The organism is Thermodesulfatator autotrophicus (assembly GCF_001642325.1).
GTDB classification, from domain to species: domain Bacteria; phylum Desulfobacterota; class Thermodesulfobacteria; order Thermodesulfobacteriales; family Thermodesulfatatoraceae; genus Thermodesulfatator; species Thermodesulfatator autotrophicus.
In genome coordinates this window covers 1-19,441 of record NZ_LSFI01000035.1, presented here as the reverse complement: position 1 = coordinate 19,441, position 19,441 = coordinate 1, and the positions used below count along the sequence as shown (strand labels likewise).

18 protein-coding genes, 1 tRNA gene and 1 pseudogene are annotated in these 19,441 nt (G+C 44.6%); 7 read left to right on the top strand and 13 right to left on the bottom strand.

Annotated features, from left to right (window positions below; all coding sequences use genetic code 11):
• Positions 1-15: 15 nt before the first annotated feature.
• Together TH606_RS07865 and TH606_RS11535 are read right to left on the bottom strand one after the other, a co-directional pair.
• Positions 16-1,098 (bottom strand): ATP-binding protein, encoded by a 1,083-nt coding sequence (locus TH606_RS07865; RefSeq protein WP_068542675.1) that lies wholly within the window; start codon positions 1,096-1,098, stop codon positions 16-18.
• A gap of 244 nt (positions 1,099-1,342) precedes the next feature.
• Positions 1,343-1,507 (bottom strand): hypothetical protein, encoded by a 165-nt coding sequence (locus TH606_RS11535; protein WP_157627892.1) that lies wholly within the window; start codon positions 1,505-1,507, stop codon positions 1,343-1,345.
• A 50-nt stretch (positions 1,508-1,557) separates the two neighbouring features.
• Here TH606_RS11535 and lon point away from each other — a divergent pair, with 50 nt between their 5' ends.
• From lon to ligD, 3 genes are read left to right on the top strand one after another with little or no spacing between them, the layout of a single operon-like run.
• Positions 1,558-3,954, top strand: a complete 2,397-nt coding sequence (lon, locus tag TH606_RS07860) for an endopeptidase La (protein ID WP_068542672.1) — start codon at positions 1,558-1,560, stop codon at positions 3,952-3,954.
• Complete coding sequence (gene ku, locus TH606_RS07855; RefSeq protein WP_068542671.1) at positions 3,951-4,733, top strand: non-homologous end joining protein Ku; 783 nt, start codon at positions 3,951-3,953, stop codon at positions 4,731-4,733. Before lon ends, ku begins: the two co-directional genes overlap by 4 nt.
• On the top strand, positions 4,733-5,644 hold the full coding sequence (gene ligD, locus TH606_RS07850; RefSeq protein ID WP_068542670.1) for a non-homologous end-joining DNA ligase: 912 nt from the start codon (positions 4,733-4,735) through the stop codon (positions 5,642-5,644). The genes ku and ligD overlap by 1 nt, the downstream gene beginning before the upstream one ends.
• Before the next feature lie 44 nt (positions 5,645-5,688).
• On the opposite strand, the gene TH606_RS07845 is transcribed toward ligD, so the two are convergent.
• The 3 genes from TH606_RS07845 to TH606_RS07835 all read right to left on the bottom strand — a co-directional run bounded on the left by TH606_RS07845 (position 5,689) and on the right by TH606_RS07835 (position 8,759).
• Positions 5,689-7,101, bottom strand: a complete 1,413-nt coding sequence (locus tag TH606_RS07845) for a hypothetical protein (RefSeq protein ID WP_068542669.1) — start codon at positions 7,099-7,101, stop codon at positions 5,689-5,691.
• Between the two features lie 307 nt (positions 7,102-7,408).
• On the bottom strand, positions 7,409-8,338 hold the full coding sequence (gene mdh / locus TH606_RS07840; protein WP_068542661.1) for a malate dehydrogenase: 930 nt from the start codon (positions 8,336-8,338) through the stop codon (positions 7,409-7,411).
• Positions 8,339-8,348: 10 nt separating this feature from the next.
• Positions 8,349-8,759, bottom strand: coding sequence for a threonyl-tRNA synthetase editing domain-containing protein (locus TH606_RS07835; protein WP_068542659.1), 411 nt, complete (start codon positions 8,757-8,759; stop codon positions 8,349-8,351).
• 66 nt (positions 8,760-8,825) lie between these two features.
• On the opposite strand from TH606_RS07835, the gene TH606_RS07830 reads away from it, so the two are divergent.
• From TH606_RS07830 to TH606_RS07820, 3 genes are all read left to right on the top strand, one after another.
• Positions 8,826-8,898, top strand: a tRNA-Phe gene (locus TH606_RS07830).
• Positions 8,899-9,148: 250 nt separating this feature from the next.
• Complete coding sequence (locus TH606_RS07825; protein ID WP_068542657.1) at positions 9,149-10,936, top strand: tetratricopeptide repeat protein; 1,788 nt, start codon at positions 9,149-9,151, stop codon at positions 10,934-10,936.
• Between the two features lie 16 nt (positions 10,937-10,952).
• Entirely contained in the window at positions 10,953-11,597 is a 645-nt protein-coding gene (locus TH606_RS07820) for a hypothetical protein (protein WP_068542651.1), read from the top strand.
• Positions 11,598-11,622: 25 nt separating this feature from the next.
• Here TH606_RS07820 and TH606_RS07815 read toward each other — a convergent pair whose 3' ends face one another.
• The 7 genes from TH606_RS07815 to TH606_RS07785 form a co-directional block, all read right to left on the bottom strand.
• The gene (locus TH606_RS07815) at positions 11,623-11,856 is read right to left on the bottom strand and encodes a thioredoxin family protein (protein ID WP_068542648.1); all 234 of its coding nucleotides are present in this window, start codon (positions 11,854-11,856) and stop codon (positions 11,623-11,625) included.
• Positions 11,857-11,867: 11 nt separating this feature from the next.
• Positions 11,868-13,148, bottom strand: a complete 1,281-nt coding sequence (locus TH606_RS07810; RefSeq protein ID WP_068542646.1) for a permease — start codon at positions 13,146-13,148, stop codon at positions 11,868-11,870.
• Positions 13,149-13,487 (bottom strand): ArsR/SmtB family transcription factor, encoded by a 339-nt coding sequence (locus tag TH606_RS07805; protein WP_068542641.1) that lies wholly within the window; start codon positions 13,485-13,487, stop codon positions 13,149-13,151.
• A 199-nt stretch (positions 13,488-13,686) separates the two neighbouring features.
• Positions 13,687-14,907, bottom strand: a complete 1,221-nt coding sequence (locus TH606_RS07800; RefSeq protein ID WP_082863573.1) for an ammonium transporter — start codon at positions 14,905-14,907, stop codon at positions 13,687-13,689.
• Positions 14,908-15,054: 147 nt separating this feature from the next.
• On the bottom strand, positions 15,055-15,663 hold the full coding sequence (locus TH606_RS07795) for an L-2-amino-thiazoline-4-carboxylic acid hydrolase (RefSeq protein ID WP_068542640.1): 609 nt from the start codon (positions 15,661-15,663) through the stop codon (positions 15,055-15,057).
• Positions 15,664-15,830: 167 nt separating this feature from the next.
• Entirely contained in the window at positions 15,831-16,937 is a 1,107-nt protein-coding gene (locus tag TH606_RS07790; RefSeq protein WP_068542639.1) for a radical SAM protein, read from the bottom strand.
• 1 nt (position 16,938) lies between these two features.
• On the bottom strand, positions 16,939-18,243 hold the full coding sequence (locus tag TH606_RS07785; RefSeq protein WP_068542638.1) for an NfeD family protein: 1,305 nt from the start codon (positions 18,241-18,243) through the stop codon (positions 16,939-16,941).
• 245 nt (positions 18,244-18,488) lie between these two features.
• Here TH606_RS07785 and TH606_RS11385 point away from each other — a divergent pair.
• Positions 18,489-18,670: pseudogene (locus tag TH606_RS11385) on the top strand (hypothetical protein); the annotation flags it as partial.
• A 94-nt stretch (positions 18,671-18,764) separates the two neighbouring features.
• Here the strand turns inward: TH606_RS11385 and TH606_RS07780 are convergent.
• Positions 18,765-19,441: PD-(D/E)XK nuclease domain-containing protein (locus TH606_RS07780; RefSeq protein WP_197460533.1), on the bottom strand; the 677-nt coding region annotated here is incomplete at its 5' end.

Genomic DNA, 19,441 nt, shown 5'->3' with positions numbered 1-19,441 from the left:
TTTAACTTAATGGCTTTATTTGCCAAACCTTTCAAGCAATATCTCCATCCCCTTCTCATACACCCGGCTATTGCCTGTTATTCTTAACTCCAGCGGGTCATAAAACAATATTTCCTTCTCCGCCCAAGCCTGTAAAAATCTTTTCTGCTCTTTTTTAATCCCCTCTATTGAATAATAACCCTTTTCCACTATCTCTTTTGCTATCTCTTTGAAATACTCCCGCCAGGGATCATCAAAATCCGTCAGAAAATCCACTATCTCTGTATACGCTAGCCAGGCCTCACGCTTTAAAAATTCTTCTAAATCCTCTCCTTTCCTGTACGCACTTAGCATCTTTAGTATCCTCGGGATGCTCCCACCCAAATATTCCCATATAAGCTCTATTTCTTCTTTTTTAATTTTCTCAATTTCAAGCCATTCAAAAACCTGTTCCCTTTTCAAATGCTCTATCTTTTTGAATTCAGATGTTTCCTTAAGTCCCGCGTCATTATATATCCTCTCTATAAACACCGTGTTTGATGTGAGAATCACCACATGGCATAGGTGGGTTTCTTTAGTCAATCTCACACAAAAATTTAAAAATTTCTTAAGCAGCTCTCTTTCTCCCTTACCATTTCTTATGTATAAATCCCTCAATATTTGTATCTCGTCTATTATTAACACCGCCCTTTTACCCTTACTCTCTTTCTTTATCACTTCCATTATCTCTTCAAATAAATCTCTCTCTCTCTTCTTTATTTCCTTAAGCTTCCGCCTATCTAACCCTATAAACTTGAGAGATATCCAATAGTTTCTCTCTACTTCCTCCCTGTACACATCATCTGGATAAATGAACGACTCCAAAAAGCTCCTATAGGATGTTATTAGCTTCTCCCTCAAATTGATATACTTCACCCAGAATTTGCTTTCCTCCCACCAATTACCCTCGCCGAGTAGCCTCTTCTCCACTACATACTCAATCACCGTGGTCTTACCACTTGACTTTGGGCCATATACCCAGAGTATCTTCTGCGGCACCTCACTGAACCACTCCACAAAAAACTCTATCTCCTCTTCCCTGTCCACAAACGGTGCCCCACGGTAGATCTCTATCTTCATGGATTACTCCATCTTTGAATATCTTTTGCCTGACCAAATATCATCAAAGGCGCTGTCAAAGCCTTTTTAGGCCCTTTTGCTAATGGGAGCATTTTTTACATTACAGAGCGTCATCGCGAGGCGACGTAGTCGCCGTGGCGACTCTGATCCCTTCGCTACTGCTCGGGATGAAGATTGCTTCGCTTCGCTCGCCATGACAACCAAAAGATTGTCATCTGTTTTACGCTCTCATTAATACTAACATTCAGGCCAAAATTACTTTGCTCGCCTTGATATGGTGAATTTGCCATTCGTTTATGCTTCCATGATAACCGGATTTTTGTTTTTGAAGACAATATAATCGTAAAAGATTACACGCATAAAGGTCAACGCCAAAAGGGAATAAAAAAGAATTTGAATCTTTTTTCATAATGTTTAACTTCCCAATAGGTAGGAAAATTTTTCAAATGGAGAGTGCCTATGGGAGCGGAAAAAGAGCTGAAAGCTAAAGAAACTTTACCGGCCACCAAAGAAGAAAACACTGAAGCCGAAAAATATAAAGAACTTCCCGTGATACCCAGTGACGCGGTACTTTTCCCGCACATGGTCATGCCTTTTATGGTGCATGAGCCAGGGCTTTTGCGCCTTATAGACGACGCCCTTTCTGGTGACCGTATGGTAGCCGTGGTGGCGGTGAAAGAACCCAAAAAAGAACACAAAGAACTTTACGAAATAGGCACCGCCGCTGTTATTCTAAAAGCCACCCGCCTTGAACCTGATCAGATAAGGGTGGTAGTTCAGGGGGTCTCTCGCATTGAGTTAGAAGACATAGTTTCTGACAAGCCTTATCTCAAAGGCAAGGTCAAAGTTCTTGATGACTACCTCACCCATGATGTAGAAGTTGAGGCTTTACTGGCCAGTATTCGTCAGCTTTTTACTAAGGCCCTTGAATTTTTGCCCCAGCTTCCTCCAGAACTCAAAACGCTGGCCTTAAGCATAGAAGAGCCTGGTGCCCTGGCCGACCTGGTGGCCAGCCATTTAAATGTCTCTCATCAGGAAAAACAGGAAGTCCTTGAAACTCTTGACGTAAAAGAGCGGCTTAAAAAGATTCACCAGCTTCTGGTGAAACAAATAGAAATCCTTGAGCTTGGCCAGAAAATACAGGACGAAGTGCGCGGCCGTATGGAAAAGGCCCAGCGCGAGTATTATCTGCGTGAACAGCTAAAAGTAATCCGCAAAGAACTTGGCGAGGCTGAGGGCATTGAAGCTGAAGTAGAAGAACTTAAGGAAAAGCTTGCTAAGAAGAAGCTTCCTGACTATGTCCGCCAGGAGGCCGAGAAAGAATTAAAGCGTCTGGCAAGAATTCATCCCACTTCGGCGGAATATACCGTTATCAGAAATTACCTTGATTGGATTCTTGAACTGCCCTGGGAAGAGAGCACTGAAGATCACATTGACCTTAAACTTGCCAAGAAAATCCTTGACGAAGACCACTACGACCTTGAAAAGGTCAAAAAACGCATTCTTGAGTATCTGGCCGTGCGCAAGCTAAAGCCAGACGCTAAGGGACCGATTCTTTGCTTTGTGGGTCCGCCTGGTGTGGGGAAAACATCCCTTGGTCGCTCTATTGCCAAGGCCCTTGGCCGTAAGTTCTGGCGTATCTCTCTTGGTGGTGTGCGCGATGAGGCTGAAATTCGTGGTCACCGCCGCACTTATGTAGGGGCTATGCCTGGCCGTATTATCCAGGCCTTAAGGCGCGTAGGGGTGAACAACCCGGTGCTCATGCTTGACGAGATAGACAAAATCGGCGCTGATTTCCGGGGAGACCCGGCGGCAGCCCTTCTTGAAGTTCTTGACCCTGAACAAAACAAGAATTTCTCTGACCACTATCTTGAGATTCCCTTTGACCTTTCCAGGGTGATTTTTATCGCCACCGCCAATGTGCTTGATACCATTCCGGCTCCACTTCTTGACCGCATGGAGGTAATAGAGATTCCCGGCTATACCGAAGAAGACAAGCTAAAAATTGCCAAGTATTACCTTGTGCCACGCCAGCTTGAAGCCCATGGCCTGACCAAAGAGCAGCTAAAATTCACTGACCGGGCGCTTCTTCAAATCATACGCCATTACACCCGTGAAGCCGGGGTAAGAAACCTTGAGCGTGAAATAGGTGCTATTTGCCGGGCTGTGGCCCGGGAGTTTGCTGAAGGCCGTAAGGAACCAGTTAAAGTGCGGGTAAAAGACGTAGAGAAATACCTCGGGCCGCCCAAGTACTTGCCGGAAGTAGCCGAAAGGGTAAAAGTACCAGGGGTGGCCATTGGCCTTGCCTGGACGCCAGTAGGCGGTGAAATTCTTTTCATTGAAGCCACCAAGATGAAAGGCACCGGCCGTCTGATTCTTACCGGAAAACTCGGTGAAGTCATGCGCGAGTCTGCCGAGGCGGCACTTTCATACGTGCGCTCGCGGGCCAAAGACTTCGGCATTGATGAGGAAATATTTCCCAAAATTGACATTCATGTACACGTTCCTTCTGGTGCAGTGCCTAAAGATGGCCCAAGTGCAGGGATTACTATCCTGGCAGCACTGGTAAGCCTTCTCACCGGGCGCACCGTGCGCCACGACGTAGCCATGACCGGCGAAATTACCTTAAGAGGCGCAGTGCTTCCCGTGGGTGGTATCAAAGAAAAAGTCCTGGCTGCCAAAAGTGCCGGCATAAAAGAGATAATCCTTCCCAAGCTTAACGAAAAAGACCTGGTAGAAGTGCCCAAAGAAGTACGAGAAAAATTAGTTTTTCATCCGGTTTCCCGGGTGGAAGAGGCTCTTCCCATCGTTTTTGGTGTAAAAAGTCTAAAAGACTTAAAGGGGGCTAAAAAATGAAGGCCAGCTGGTCAGGTTTTTTGCGTATAGGGCTGGTTACTATACCGGTTAAGCTTTATCCCGCAGTGGTAAAAAGGGCTATTTCGTTTCACTTAATCCACAAGGACTGTGGCAGCCGTATCAAATATTTAAAGTACTGCCCGAGATGCGATAAAGTCCTTGAAGACGAAGAAATCGTCCGGGCTTATTTCCTTGACAAGGATCACTATGTGGTCATCACTGACGAAGAGCTGGCAAGCCTTAAACTGGCTTCAACAGACACCATTGAAGTGAAATACTTTGTGGACGAAAAAGAAATAGCTCCTATTTACTACGCTGACGCCCATTATCTTTTACCAGAAGGGGAGGGCGGCAAAGAGGCCTTTGCTATTTTTTACAGGGTAATGCAGGAAAAGGGCCGAGCCGCCGTGGGCCAGGCGGTGATTCGCCAGCGGGAATATCCCTTCTTGATTAAGCCTTATCAGGGCAAGTTTTTGGCCTCAACCCTTCACTATTACCAGGACGTTATCAAAGCTGAAGACCTAAAAGTAGAGATGGACGAAAAGAAACTTGACCCGCGCTATCTTGACCTGGCGGCCAGGCTCGTTGATTCTCTGACTGAGCCGTTTAAGCCTGAAGAGCTGGTGGACCACTTTGCCGAAGCGGTGCTAAAGCTGGTAGAAGCCAAGGCCCGTGGTGAGAAGTTTGAACTTAAAGCGGCCGAAGAAAAGGCCAAGGTCATAAGCTTTATGGAGGCCCTTAAAGCCAGTCTTGAAAAGGCGGAGAAAAAGGCGGCCTGATGCTTCCCGAGTATATCAAGCCCATGCTCGCCAAGCTTGGCATCCCTTTTGACTCTCCACGCTTTCTTTACGAAATCAAGTGGGACGGCACAAGATGCCTGATCTTTATAGAGAACGGCAAAGTCCGCCTGCAAAACCGCCGCCTTAACGACATTACCTATCGCTATCCTGAGTTCTGGAACCTGCCGGAACTTGTTTCTAAAGACGGGCTTGTTTTTGACGGCGAAATCGTAGTCTTAAAAGACGGTCGGCCTGAGTTCCGATTACTCCAGGAAAGGGAGCATGTAAAAAGCCCGGTAAAGATTAAATTGCTTTCCGAGCGCCTGCCAGCCACCTACATGGCCTTTGACCTGCTTTACTTTGAAGGGAGCCCCTTGCTTGACAAGCCTTTGCGCGAGCGCAAGGCCCTTTTAAAAGAAGTACTTCCCGAGAGCCCTTTTGTGGCGGAATCTCAATTTATCCTGGAAAAAGGGGTGGCCTTTTTTGAACAGGTGGTAGCGCAAGGGTTTGAAGGGGTAATGGCCAAGGACTTAGAAAGCCCGTATCTCCCGGGCAGAAGGGTTGACTTCTGGCTCAAATTTAAACCCCGTGGGAGGAGGACCTGCGTTATCGTAGGTTATTTGCTTCGGCCTGACGGTACTCTCAAAAGCCTTTTAATAGCAGAGCCCACGGAAAAGGGCCTGGTTTACCGTGGTAAAGTAGCCAGCGGGCTTGATACCCACCTTTCGGCTGAGCTTTTAACGCGCCTAAAGGCCCTTGAAGACAAAAGACCAGATAACCTTAAAGGAAGCGGCTTTCCTAAAGGGGCCCGGTGGGTTAGGCCAGAAATCCACTGTGAAGTCTCTTTTCAGGAGATAACAAACCACGGCCAGTTCCGCGCCCCGGTGCTTGAAAGAGTGTTTCTAAAATAAAAAGGGCGGGGAAGCCCCGCCCCTTAAAACCAGCTTGAGTGTTTTTAGAAGAAGTAGTAAAGGCTACCAGAGAAACGATTAAGCTCGCCATCACCTCCAACTGATTGACGATAATCAGTTTCAATGTACATGTATTCAGCTCCCACGGCGAATTCCTTGGTCAGGCGATAGAGGAAGTTGGCGTAAAACATCTGTTGCTGAAGACGAGCCTTTTGAACACCATCAAGGTCACTATTTTTGGGGTTATCAATGCCGTAACCAAGGTGGGTTACAAACTTGGGCGTCCAGAAGACTTCAAGCTCAATCCAGCCGCCAACGGCGTCTATTTCGTCAACATCAACTACATTGTTTAAGCCGTTAGCAGCAGAAGTATCAAAAGTGCCATCATTATAACGGAAACGGGTTCCCTGGTTCACGCTGGCTACATAGTAGCCGTCAAAGTTTCGGCCCATCCAGAGTTCACCAAGAATAAAGGCCTTTACTCCCAGAGGCACAGGGATTTTGTATTCCAGACCTAAAGAGTAGCTATCAACGTTTTTTTCACCGGTGGAAATATCGTATTCTTCCTGGGAATAGTGCCCCCAGAGAGCAAACATAAGGGGTTTACCGTTCAGCTTTCCTTCGTAAGCTACGCGGGCTTCAATGCCAGGAAAACCAGCGTCATTGGCCGGGTCATCGTCGTAGGGGCCAATGGTAGAAGTAGGGAAGCTATAAGGTTGCTCAGCGGCCACCTGAATTTTGAGCCGGCTGTTATCATCAATCTTGTGGATTTTAGTAAGGCGTACCTGGGTCATACGGAAACCCGGGTTCCCCATAAAAGAACCACTGGGAAAGTTAGAAAGATGAGGGTAGAGTTGAGAGATGGTGAGCCAGTCAAGGCCAGCTAGAAGCTGCCAGGTGCCCCACTCAACGCCGGCAAACACCCGGCGGGCTCTTACCGGAGAATGGACGTCATTCCAGGCATAGCTACCACCATTTACCTGGTCCACCCTGGTGTAAAAGTCCATTTCCATTTTGCCGAAGACGCGGAATTTCTCTGTAGGCTTAGAAAAATCAAAGCCAAAACGGCTGTGACGATAGTTCAAGGTGAAGTTGTTATCGCCATCGTTTTGACTGGTTCCAGGAAGGACCCACAGAACATAGTTGTCTCCTACAGCCTTGGAGTCCTGCCAGACGGCGTCAATCTTGAAGAAGCCATAAAAATCAATGCCGCTTGGAGTGGAACCATAAGCCCCTTTGCTCATAAAAGAATGCTTAGCCGGAGCGGCTGCTACCGGAGCGCCTTTTAGCTGTTCTACCTCTGAGCGCAGCTTCTGGTTTTCCTGTTTGAGCTGCTGGACTTCCCTTTTTAGCTCTTCAAGCATGCGTTTTAGCTCTTCAGTGTCCGAAGAGGCCAGAGCCGGCATGGCCAGAAACAAACTCAAAACCAAACACCAGAAACTAACCAAGTACTTCATCCAGACCTCCTTTTAAAATTTTTTTTAAATTTTTGAATGACGGCTTCTATAGCAAAACTAAAACAAATTATCAATATTCATGAACAAGAAATTTTTTCCAAAAAGAAAACCAATCTTTAATTTTTGGGCCATTCTTTAAAACCTTGGCGAAATATTTATTCGGCAGCCTTGCTTACCCCTGAGACTGCTTCGCGCCCTGGCTTCTTGCTGTGACAATAGGGTGAGATGATTCCTCGTAGTAACGAAAAGCTTGTCATTGCCGGGGCTATTTCCCACTGTGTCGTTGCGAGCGAAGCGAAGCAATCTCTTATAGCCCTGTTTTTTCTATTTGCTTGCGCACTTCGGCTACAGACAGCAAAAAGGCCTCTTTTTCTTCAGGGGTAAGCGGAAACTCAAGGACTTTTTCAAGCCCGCGGGCCCCAAGCACCACCGGCACACCTACGAAAACATCTTTTACGCCAAATTCGCCTTGAAGCCAGACTGAGCAGGTAAGCACGCGTTTTTCATCCCTTAAAATAGCTTCTGCCATTTCTACCGCCGAAAGCCCCGGCGTGGTGAAGGCACTTCCCGTCTTCAGGTAAGAGACAATTTCAGCCCCGCCTTTCTGGGTGCGTTCTACGATTTTGTTAATTTTCTCCTCGGGAAGAAGGTCTTTTATCGGGATGCCCGCCACATTGGCAAGCCGTACCAGGGGAAGCATGTGGTCACCGTGAATTCCCATCACCAGGGCCTGCACGTCTTTAGGTGAAACGCCAAGGGCCTCAGCAATGAAGTAGCGATACCTGGCCGAGTCAAGCACCCCAGCCATGCCCAGCACCCGCTCACGGGGAAAACCAGACACCTTAAAAGCCGTGTAAACCATGGCGTCTATGGGATTAGTAACCACGATTAAGCAGCAGTTTGGAGCGTGAGGGACGATGTTTTCCACACAGGACTTGATGATTTCCAGGTTAACCTGAAGAAGGTCATCACGGCTCATACCGGGTTTACGAGGACGCCCGGCAGTGATGATAACCACATCGGCGTCTTTTAAGGCTGACCAGTCTTCTGTGCCGATAACGCGATTGCTAAAGCCGTAAACCGGCGCACTCTGGGCAATATCTAAGGCCTTACCTCTAGCTAATCCTTCAACGATATCTATAAGGACAATTTCTTCGGCTACATTTTTAACCGCTGCCCAGTGCGCTGCCGCTGTACCAACGGCACCTGCTCCAATAATGCCAAGCTTTCTTCTCATATCGCCCTCCTTAAATTTCTTTAAATACCTTGGCGAGAGATTCTCCCGCCACGTACATTTTCCATTCGTTCAACCAGCCGAAAGGGGTTTCGTAAAGCTCAAAGTCAGCTCTCTTTAGCTTTTCTTTGGCCTTGCTGATGATAGCGTAACTTTCTTCTGGAGAGGCTTTGCTGGTAGAAAGATGATTAAAAGAATGCAAAACAATAGTTTTGGTTTCAAACTTGCGGGCCAGCCATTTTATGTTTTTGACCAGCTTTTCTACGACTTTTTTCTCCCGCGGAGGGTCTTCAGCTTCCACCTGATAAAAAATTACCACGGCCTTTGAAAGAGCTTTTGCTTCTGGAGCTTCTTCCCCGGAAGCAAGGACTTTTTGATACGGCTTCCAGGAAAATTCCAGGGCGTAAAACATGATGATTTTCATATAGAGATAACTTAACCGCTAAAGACTGGTTGACAAGGAGAAAAGATGGGATACATTATTGACCTAGCCGGGGTAGCTCAGTCGGTAGAGCAGCGGACTGAAAATCCGCGTGTCGGTGGTTCGATTCCGCCCCCCGGCACCTTACAATTTAAGGTCCTGGCAGACATTCCCCAAAAATTGTCACCTGTTTTTGTGCTTCCATTAAAAAAACAAAAAGCCTTCAAGTTACATTTTGAAATTTCCGACTAAAATAGTAAGTGAAGTCCCAAAAAATATCTGCTAAACTAATAAAAATTTAAAACTGAGTTTATATCTCTACGAGTACTTTATCGTCCGTTATCAGCCGTTGTTCCTCTCAGAGATAAACTCCTGATTTGAGGACTTAGAATATGAAAAAATTTTTTATTCTTTTCTTGGCAACATTTGGTTTAAGCCTGCTCTCTTTTTCTGAGACATTAGCTTCGATATGTGATGCCAAAAAAATTCGTCAGGAGATAGAAAGTAAGTTTGATAATAAACAGCTAGCTGCTCTCAAAGAACTTGCCCGGAAATTAGAAAATCGTCGCTACACCGGAAAGCAGGAACGAATAGTTAGAGAGAAAAAAGACGGAGTGGTAGTAGAAATTATACCGGCTACCTTAGCCGGGGCTTATCACACCATGGGGATGCTTTTTGGTACAAATGCCCAGCTTTACCCGGCTTTATGGTTCTTTTTAAAAGCAGTAGAACTTGAGCCCCAAAAAGCCCTTTATCTTTCTGAAGCAGGAGGAATTCTTTCCCTTTTAGGTAAAAAAGACGAAGCAGAGTGTTTTCTTCGTGAAGCCCTTAAAAATAAGCCGCCTGCCCCTGCGTTGGTTAACGCTGCTACCCATTATTCTTTTTATGGAGACGAAGAAAAGGCCTTTCAACTTTACGCCGGAGCCTTAAAAGAAGATCCCAAAAATGAACTTTTTCAGAAACTTTACCAGGGGTCTTTTAAAAGGTTATTACTTTCAAACCCTAAGCATCATTCTCTTTATGATGAGATAGAAAGCTTGGAGGAAGATGTTTATAACGATTGCAGGGAAACTTTTGCCAAAGTTAATTCTGTATTACTCAGGGAAATATCCCCAAGCATGACTTCTCTCCATGTAAACCTTATGTGGGAGATAATGAGTGAAGGGATGACTATTAATCAAGCCATACAGCCCATTGTACCTGAGCCGCATTATGGGCGAACCTTTCAAATTTATGAAAAAACAATCCTTTCAGAGCTTGAAGCCTGGAATAAAGAAAATGATAGAGTTGAAAAAATACACGACAGTGTTTTAGAACGAGCAGAAAAAGCCTGTAGTGGAGCAGGGAAAGCCTCTGGTTTTAGTGCGGCCCAAGCAGGTGGTGCAGATATTTGCGCTTACCAGAGATGTCTTATTAATCTTTATTACCAGGGTTTTGATAGTCAGGTGGCTCCAGCATACGAACATATTCTTGCCCAATTTGTCCCCCGTATAGGGTCGGTGCTTGAACAGTTTAAAGTAGAAGCTCTTAATTATGCCACTACCAGTGGAGCTGATATCATGACTCTTTTTAAAATCTATCAAGGAATCTATTTATATTTAGGAGCTGGGTGCAAAGGAATAGCTTCTTCTTATCTTGCCACGGCAGGCAATTACAGACTTTACGCTAACTTTGGCAAAACTTTTCCCCCTTGTATTAGCCCTAAAATGACTCCATCTTCTGTTGATACTTCAAGTTCTAAAGACGAGGAGGTACGCCGTCGTGCAGAGGAAAGAGCCAAAGACACTATAGGAAAATACCGCCCTGGTAAAGAAAAAAGAAAATTGGACTATTTCTCCGAATTTAAGCGAATAAAACAGGATATTTATAAACAAAATTCTGAAATATGTTTTTTTGGCCAATGTGCAGGTTTTAAAAAAGGGGTAGCCTACTTAAAGGTATCTACTCCTGTTGGGGTATCTATGACGGCTGGGTTTGATGTGTTTAAAGGAAGGACAGTGGGAGGTATGGGATATGCGGCTAAGCTTCCTGCTGGTGAAATAGCTGATGTTTCTCTGGGTATAGAAGTTTCTGGAAGTGGAGGACAGGGGAAGGTTACTTTAAGCGCAGGGGCCAGTGGTTTACAGGACGCTGCCTCTAAAGAAGTTTCGTTTATAGCAGTGAGAACACCGATAAAATAATACCTGGGAGGAAAAAATGAAAGGGAAAATGTTTGCTATCTTAGTGGGCCTGGTAGTTTTTGGAGCTACAGAAGTTTTGGCAGGGTCTTTTTATCTTTCTCTTCTTAAAAAGAGACAGGAAGAAGGGTACCGGGTGAAATATCAAATTAAGGTATCCTCTCCAACAGGAGGCCAGCAGGTCCTCTATCAAACTGTTTACCGTAAAGGCAATAACTATCGGATGGATATGGAAGAAGGCGGAAGAACTTCTCGGGTCTATAAGATTAACGATAAAAGTTATTCCTGTTCTAAGACTGAGAAAGGCTGGCAATGTTTTGAAGGTGGGCTTGCTGGTATGCTTTCTGGAGGCTTTCAGGAATTTCCTGAATCTGAAAAAGCGGCCACAGCAACCAGTACTCGCACAGTAGCCGGCCAGAAAGTTCGTTGCTACAAGCCAAAAGTACAATCTTCTGGTGAAAAGATAGAATTTTGTGTCAACAAAAAGGGGTTGCCACTTTTTATCTCTCGCGAAGGTGCTGATGGTTCCTTTACCATGGAAGCAGTTGACTATTCTTTGAATGTTTCAGACGCGGATTTTAAAGTACCAGCTAAAACCTTTTCTATGAAAAATATGATGAAAGGTTTAGGAGGAATGGGACTTCCCATACCATCTATGAAGTAAAGGAGAGGGGCTTTGTGCCCCTCTCTTACGAAAGAAGTTTTTTTACTTCTTCTACACTTAGCACTTTCCCCTGCGAAACTACCTGACCATCAATAACTAAACCTGGAGTCTGAATCACACCCATGAGAGCAATTCGTTTCAGGTCAGTTATTTTTTCTATGTGGGCTGGAATTCCTGTTTCTTCAATGACTTTCTGAACATTCTGGTAAAGTGTTTCGCATTTTGGGCAACCTGGCCCCAGTACTTGAATAAGTTTCATGGCATACCTCCTTAGAAAAATTTGCCGAAGAGAAATCCACTTACCGTAGCAATAATTATTACCAGAGTAACAAAGGCGAATGTCTTTTTAGTGCCAAGGATAGAACGAATAACGAGCATGTTAGGCAAAGAGACAGCCGGCCCGGAAAGCAAAAGGGCAAGGGCCGGGCCTTTGCCCATGCCTGCCCCCAATAATCCTTGAAGGATTGGTACTTCTGTTAGAGTGGCAAAGTACATAAAAGCCCCTACCACAGAGGCAAAAAAATTAGCCAGAAGAGAATTGCCACCTACTAGATTGGTAACAAAATGAGATGGGATAAAGCCTTCATGCCCTGGCCTTCCCAGAAAAAAGCCAGCAGCCAGGACTCCAAAAAAAAGCAGAGGCAAAATTTGCCTGGCTAGAAGATAAGAGGCCTCAAACCATTCCCTGGCCTCTCCTCCGGTAAAAAATAAACTTAGAGAAAAGGCTATTGTGCCAGCAAGAAAAGATATCTTGTGACCGGGGAAAAGTATTTCAGCTAACAGCACTGTTATTACGATAACAGCAAGCCAGTTCAAAGATACTTGGAATAACAGGCGAAGTTGAACAAGCAGTGCTCCCGAAACAAGGGCTAACAAAATCCATTTCCATTGATAAATCAGGGCTAAAATACCACTGCCCTTTCCCCAGGTAGCCAAAACCAAAATGAGCACCAATGTTCCAAGAAAAAGTATATTTTGCCATAGCGGCCTTTTAGGCGGTTCTCCCTGCACTTCAAAGGAGGCCATTCTTTCTTTTTCTTCTTTACGAAAAAGAGCTGCCATCAAAAGGCCAATCAAAATTCCTGTCATTATAGCAGCAATTCCTCTGGCAATGCCCAGGTCAATGCCTAGAATGCGAGCGGTAAGAATAATGGCCAAAACATTGATAGCTGGGCCGGAATAAAGAAAGGTAGTGGCCGGGCCAAGGCCTGCGCCGTTTAAGTATATGCCGGCAAAAAGAGGAAGCACTGTGCAGGAGCAGACGGCAAGTATGGCCCCGGCTACTGAGGCCACAGCATAAGACAATGCTTTAGGTGCCTGGGGGCCGAGATACCGCGTGACCGATTCTTTAGAAAGGAAACAGCTAATGGCCCCGGCTATAAAAAAGGCAGGTATCAGGCAAAAAATCACATGCTCCTGGGCGTACCAGTGGGCTAGGAGCACGCCTTCTTTTACTCCTTGAAGAAAACGTTTGGGGACAGGCAAAAAATAAAAAACAGCAAATAAAGTTAGCCCAAGCAAAATGTTTAAAACTTCGCGACGCCAGTTCATCTAAAGGTCCTCCCAGAGGTAGCGTTTATCTGCCTTTTTGAGGGCATCTTCCAGGTAAGGTAATATATTTTCCTCGGCCAATAGTTCTAAAACGATTGCCAGGAGCTTTTGGGCCTTTTCGTCTTCTGGGGAAAGACGATAAACCTGATAATTGCCCCGCTTTTCAAATGAGACCAGCCCTGCTTCAACCAGCCTTTGCAAATGCCTGGAAATAGTGGGTTGAGAGAATCCTATTACCTCAGCCATCTCACAAACACAGCAGGGCCTAAGGGAAAGTAAACCCAAAAGCTTAAGCCGGGTGCCATCTGCCAGGGCCTTGAGGCGCTTTTCTAAAAGCATGAGATAAATATATAGCTAAATAGCTATATAGTCAAATATTAGGGACAGGCAAAAATTCTTTAAATATAAAAATGCTATTTTAACTAATTTGTGGGTAATATAGGGCTATATAGTCAGATAATTAGTTAAAATTGACTTAAATGGAGTAAATTAGTGGCAAATTGGAAAAAGTTGGGCAGGGCCCGATGCCCCACCCATTTTAAATATTATAAGCTGTCTCTCCGTGTTCAGAGACATCAAGTCCGGCTACTTCTTCTTCGGGTTCAACTCTGAGACCCATTATAAAGTCAACAAATTTGGTAATAATCCAGGTTATTACAAAAGTGTAAATACCTACGGCCAGAATTCCTATTAATTGACTTATGAAGAAAGATAGGCCTCCAAAAAGGAGTCCATTAGCTCCATCAGGGTTTACAGCCTTAGTAGCCAGAAGGCCTAGGCAAAGGGTGCCCAATAGACCACCAACTCCATGAATGCCTACTACATCAAGGCTGTCATCATAGCCGGCTCTGTTCTTAAAAAGAACAGCCAAGTAACATATTGCCCCGGCTAACAGGCCAATAAATACCGCGGCGTGAATGTTAACAAAACCAGCAGCTGGAGTGATGGTAGCCAGCCCAGCTATGGCTCCACTACAAGCTCCGAGGGTGGTGGGTTTTTTCTGGTGAATCCATTCCAAAATAAGCCAGCTACCAAGCCCCATAGCTCCGGCAATATGAGTATTCACAAAGGCCTGAGCGGCTATACCGTTTACTGCCAGGGCTGAACCGCCATTAAAGCCAAACCACCCAAACCATAGTAACCCTGTGCCAATGACGGTTAAAGGAAGGTTATGGGGCATAAAAGCCTCACGCCTAAATCCCCGCCGTGGGCCAACTACAATAGCTGTAACCAAGGCAGCTACTCCGCAAGTAAGATGGACGACAAGGCCACCGGCAAAATCCAATACACCAAGCCTGGCCAGCCAACCTCCTCCCCATATCCAGTGACAAACCGGGCTATAAACAAGGATTGACCATAAAACGGCGAATAGGAGAAAACTCTTAAAACGCATCCTTTCGGCAAAGGCTCCGGTAATTAAAGCCGGAGTTATAATGGCAAACATGCATTGATAAATCATAAAAACAATGTGAGGGACCGTAGAGGCGTAATCTGGACTTGGGTTTTGCCCTACGCCTCTTAAGGCTATATATTTCAATCCTCCGATAATGCCTTTGATATCCGGGCCAAAAGCCAAACTGTAGCCCAAATAAATCCATAAAAAGGTAACCACCGTTATGCAAATCAAGCTCTGCATAATCGTTCCCAAGATATTTTTACGCCGGACAAGTCCTCCGTAAAAAACACTTAAAGCCGGAGTCATTAAAAGCACCAAACCTGCCGAAATTAAAAGGAAAGCTGTATCTGCTGCGTTTATCACTTTACCTCCTCCTGTGTTTTTTTGATTTGACTAGCAAAAGGGAGGCCAAAATAAGGTAAGGAATGAAGGTCTTTTATATGACAAAAGAAACAAAAATGTCAAAACTTACAAACCGTACTTTACAAAAATGTAATTTTTTGAGGAATGTTAGTGAGCTTCGAAAATAAAGTCGCAGTGTTTTCGGCCAAAGGCAATGGTATTTTCTTTGGAATGACCCCGGTGAAATTTTATTTCAGGGAAAGCCTCAGAAAGGAAAACTCCATCTATTTCGCAGAAAATTTTAGTCAGTTCTGGAACTCCAGTTTCACTGAAAAATTCATAAAAGACACAACGCTTTACGATAAAATGAGCTTTATCTGGCCCTTTAGTAAGATATTCATAAGTATTGAATTTTAAGGCTCCTTCTTTTTCCATCAGGTCGTTAAAGGCTATGAGTCTTTCCATGGGGGTTTGGCCACTTTTGGTAAGCTTTTCTAAATAGCGTTTTTGTTCGGCACAGCCCAAAGGGATAAGGATCTTTTTAATAATTTCGTAGGCCATTTCTTTCCCTTTGAGGTTTTGAAGTTCTTGATAAAGGGCCACAGCTATCGGAAGGCGCTTCACAAATTGTGCTTCTTCGTCAGAGCGCCCGGCCCATTTCGTTTTCTTTAAGATAGCCTTCTGCTTTAAAGAGGCCTTAAACATCAGCCAGAGCCAACCTGGCCCAAGCTCTTGGCTAAGGACTGAATGGATGATTTTTAAGTCCTGTATGTTCATATTTTATCCTCCTAAATTCTTTGCAAAGATATTGAGATGCTTTGCCTGTGCGGGCCCTTTTGCAATAACAGGAAAGTTATCATTGCAAGCGAAGCCAAGCATTTTTTCTCCGTTTCTCTAAATTATTTCGGAAGGCTTTTTTGGTTTAAAAAACTCCGAAAGTCAAACTAATAAGCCTCTGAGAGGAGATGGCGATTTCCTAGGTTTACCCTTTTGAGACCATACTTTTGGGCTATAGCCAGAGCCATTTCAGCATGACGCCTTGAGGTAGTTGGTAAGTCATCAAGGTAAAAGGTCGGGTAATACGCCAGAAGAGACCAGGGTATATCCCTAGATAGAGACGAAATAAAAGCGGCTATTTTTTCCAGTTCTTCTTCGTCAATATAGCCTGGCACAAGCAGGGTTGAAGCGATTAAGGCCGGAGGCTCAGGGCGGCTTTGGGCCATCTCTGCCAGAAGAGCAAAATTTTCCCAGGTTTGTTTATTAGAAACCCCGCAAAGGGCATAGTGAAGAGATTCGCTCGCCGCTTTTAAGTCAATTTTAACGCAACCGCCGGACTCAAGGGAAAGGGTCATAATATTTTTTATGATTCTAGGATTTTCTGCACCATTTGTTTCCCAGCAAATTCTAAAAATCTTATCTTTTTTGAGCTTACGGGCTTCTTTAGCCCAGGAGATGGCATGAGGAGCCTGGGGTCCTGGGTCTCCTCCAAAAAAGCAGACACAGGATACATGTTCTTTTAAATCAGCCAGCATCTCATGGCTTAGTCTTAACGCTTCTCCGAGCTTACGGGCTTTAAAGTGCCAGTTCTGGCAATAGAGACAGTTAAAGTTACAGGCTTCATAAAATACCGCTAGATTGGCATAGCCGCGTTCTGGGCCAGGCAAATGAGCAAATCGAGGGTAACCAGCTCCGGTTCCTCCCGGACATACAAAGTCAGCCACACAATTAGTGGGTAAAGGGTCAAGATACCAGGATACGTAAGCTCTTTCTTTTCCGGGGCCTACCAGCCGACCCTGGTGGTTTTGCCACACTCCACAATAGCCAAATTCTCCCTGTGGAATGCGACATTTATGATGACACAGGTTACAGAGTAGTCCTTCACTATCTCTGGGAGGAGCTTCTGGAAGGCCGAAAGCTTTTCTGGTAGCGCGGTGTATATTTTCTATTTCCTGGCTTATTTGGGGCCATTTTTCCCTTATACAATTTACACAAAAACTAATTTTAGCCGAGATGGTGATGGATTCCCTTCCGCAAGCACGACAAATGGCCATATCAACTCTTTTTTTTCACCTTTAGACGAAAGCCTTCAACTTTTTCTACGACTATTTCGGTGTTTTCAGGAATTTTCTCATTACTTACCGCCTGCCATATTTCACCGTGGACAAAAACCTGCCCTCCTTTAGGGCTAACAGGGGTAAGAGTTTTGCCTTCTTCTCCGATGAGGCCTTCGGCCCCGGTAGTTGGTTTACGCAAAGCAGCTTTGGCAGCCAAAAAGGTTATGCTTACGAAAAATAAAGCCGTGCTTCCCAGTATGGGGAAAAAGACCTCTTTGGCCAGCTTCAGCCCTTCCGGGCTCTGGTCAAAAAGCATAAGAGAACCCAAAATAAGGCTTATTAGGCCTGCTAACGCCAGAAGGCCGTAACTTGTTAACTTGATTTCTAAAAAGAAAAACACTCCAGAGAGCAATATTAAAAGTAGCCCGGCGTAATTAACCGGCAGAAGATGCATGGAATAAAAAGCCAGAATCAAACACAAAACACCAACTACGCCAGGGAGAATAGTGCCGGGATTTGACAGCTCAAAATAAAGGCCAGCCAGGCCTAACATCAGAAGAATGTAAGAAATATTAGGGTTGGTGATAAGACGGAGAATTTTATCTCTCAATGTCTCTTTAAGAGTAATTATTTGGACATCTTTTGTCTTTAAAATTATTTCTCTGTTTTTGGTAAGGGTTACCTTACGGCCGTTTATTTTTTGCAACAAATTTCTGGGATTTTCGGCGATTAAGTCTATTACTTTTAACTTAAGTGCCTCTTCAGCGGTGATAGAGACACTTTCCAGTACCGCTTTTTCCGCCCAATCAGCATTACGGCCTCTAAGTTTGGCTAAAGACCTGGCAAAAGCCGCTAAGTCATTGGCCGCCTTTTTCATCATTTCTTTGTCTTTGCCCTGGCCCATAGTCACCGGATGTGCTGCTCCAATATTAGTGCCAGGGGCCATGGCTGCTATGTGCGCGGCAAGAGTTATAAATGTGCCTGCTGAGGCTGCTTGTGCTCCGGAAGGATATACGTAAACCACTATGGGTATTTCGGCTGAAAGGATGTTTTTTACAATCTTTCGGGTGCTAGAAACAAGCCCTCCCGGGGTATCAAGTTCAATTATCAAGCAGACGGCCCCTTCTTTTTCAGCGCGGTTAATTGCTTGTTCAATTTTAGAATTTGTAAGGGGAGTAATCGCTTCCTGGATAGGAAGGATAAAAACCTTTTCACCTGCCAAAACTTCTTGGGAGGCAAAAGCCAGCAGGAAGCCTACTAAGAAATAAAAATAGAATTTGTGGAACACTTTAAGCCCTGACATTATTCATAAATACCTTTAGCCAATTCTTGTCTCCGTTGTTTGCGCCTCTCTAACATCTAATATATCTAACATACGAAATCTCCTACTAAAATAGCTGCTTAGAGCTAAAATAATATTGGCCACCCTGGCTTTATGGCATTTTTTGAAGTGACAGGCAAACTTTTAAAGCCTCGCCAGAGTTTAGCTGATAAAAGGGACAGGCAAAGACGAAAATTTTAAAAGTAAACTTTAAAAGTAGTTTTGCTATGCCACGTATTCCTATTCCTTGTTTCTTTATGAATGATCCAAAAGAGGCTTATCATGTTATCTCCTGCACGGCTCTATCCGGCCCCAACGTCTTAGGCCCAGAAGAAAAGGACTACTTGCTCCACCTCATCTGTGGCTCTCTCAGGTCTATTTCGTGGGAGTTGAACCGTCCGGGTTTGCCGAATATAAAAATCTGTGGGTGGATAAGGAAGAAGAGGTAGGTTTTGGGGAGCGTCCGCCACCTACGAAGTGGAAAGATTTGGGGGTGGGATGGATTAAATAGACCTTATTTTTTCCCACTCAAAACCTACTATGTTCCTTTCCTTTTTACTGAACTCAACGCCAATAAGATATATTTCCTGGCATCTATCAACATACTTTTCGTGGTAACCCCTGGATTTTAACTGCTCTAAAGCTTTCCCTTCTGGCTCAAGCTCTACCACTTTAAACTCAAATAAGTAACACCTTCTTTCAAATATTACCGCCATGTCAAGGCGCCCGTGACTTACCGCCTCCTCCACTCGCACATCCACCCCTAAGGCCGTAAAATAACAGTAAAAAACACTGGCATAAAAACCCTCGTAGTGGTGAAGCTCTGTCTTCCTGTACCAATCATGCGGTATTGACGCAAAAAATGACTTGAAAATAACTTTCAGTTTCTCCAGATCGCTGGCTTCAAGAACATCGTAAAGACGGTCAATTATTCTTTCCTTCTCCGTTCGTCTCTCTACATACCAGTTAAGAATACTATCTGCAAAACTCATCTTTACTTCCAGGTTAGGATAAGAAAGAGAATAGCGTCGGCGAGGACCCTTCTTCTGCAAATCTTTGATAGTAAGATAACCAGTTTGAAAAAGAATAGTTTCTATTTCAAGGCAGTCTATGTCAAAGGCTTCAAGAATGTTTTCACCTGCTTCTAAGTTTTCAAGCTCTGGGATGAAATATTTTTTCT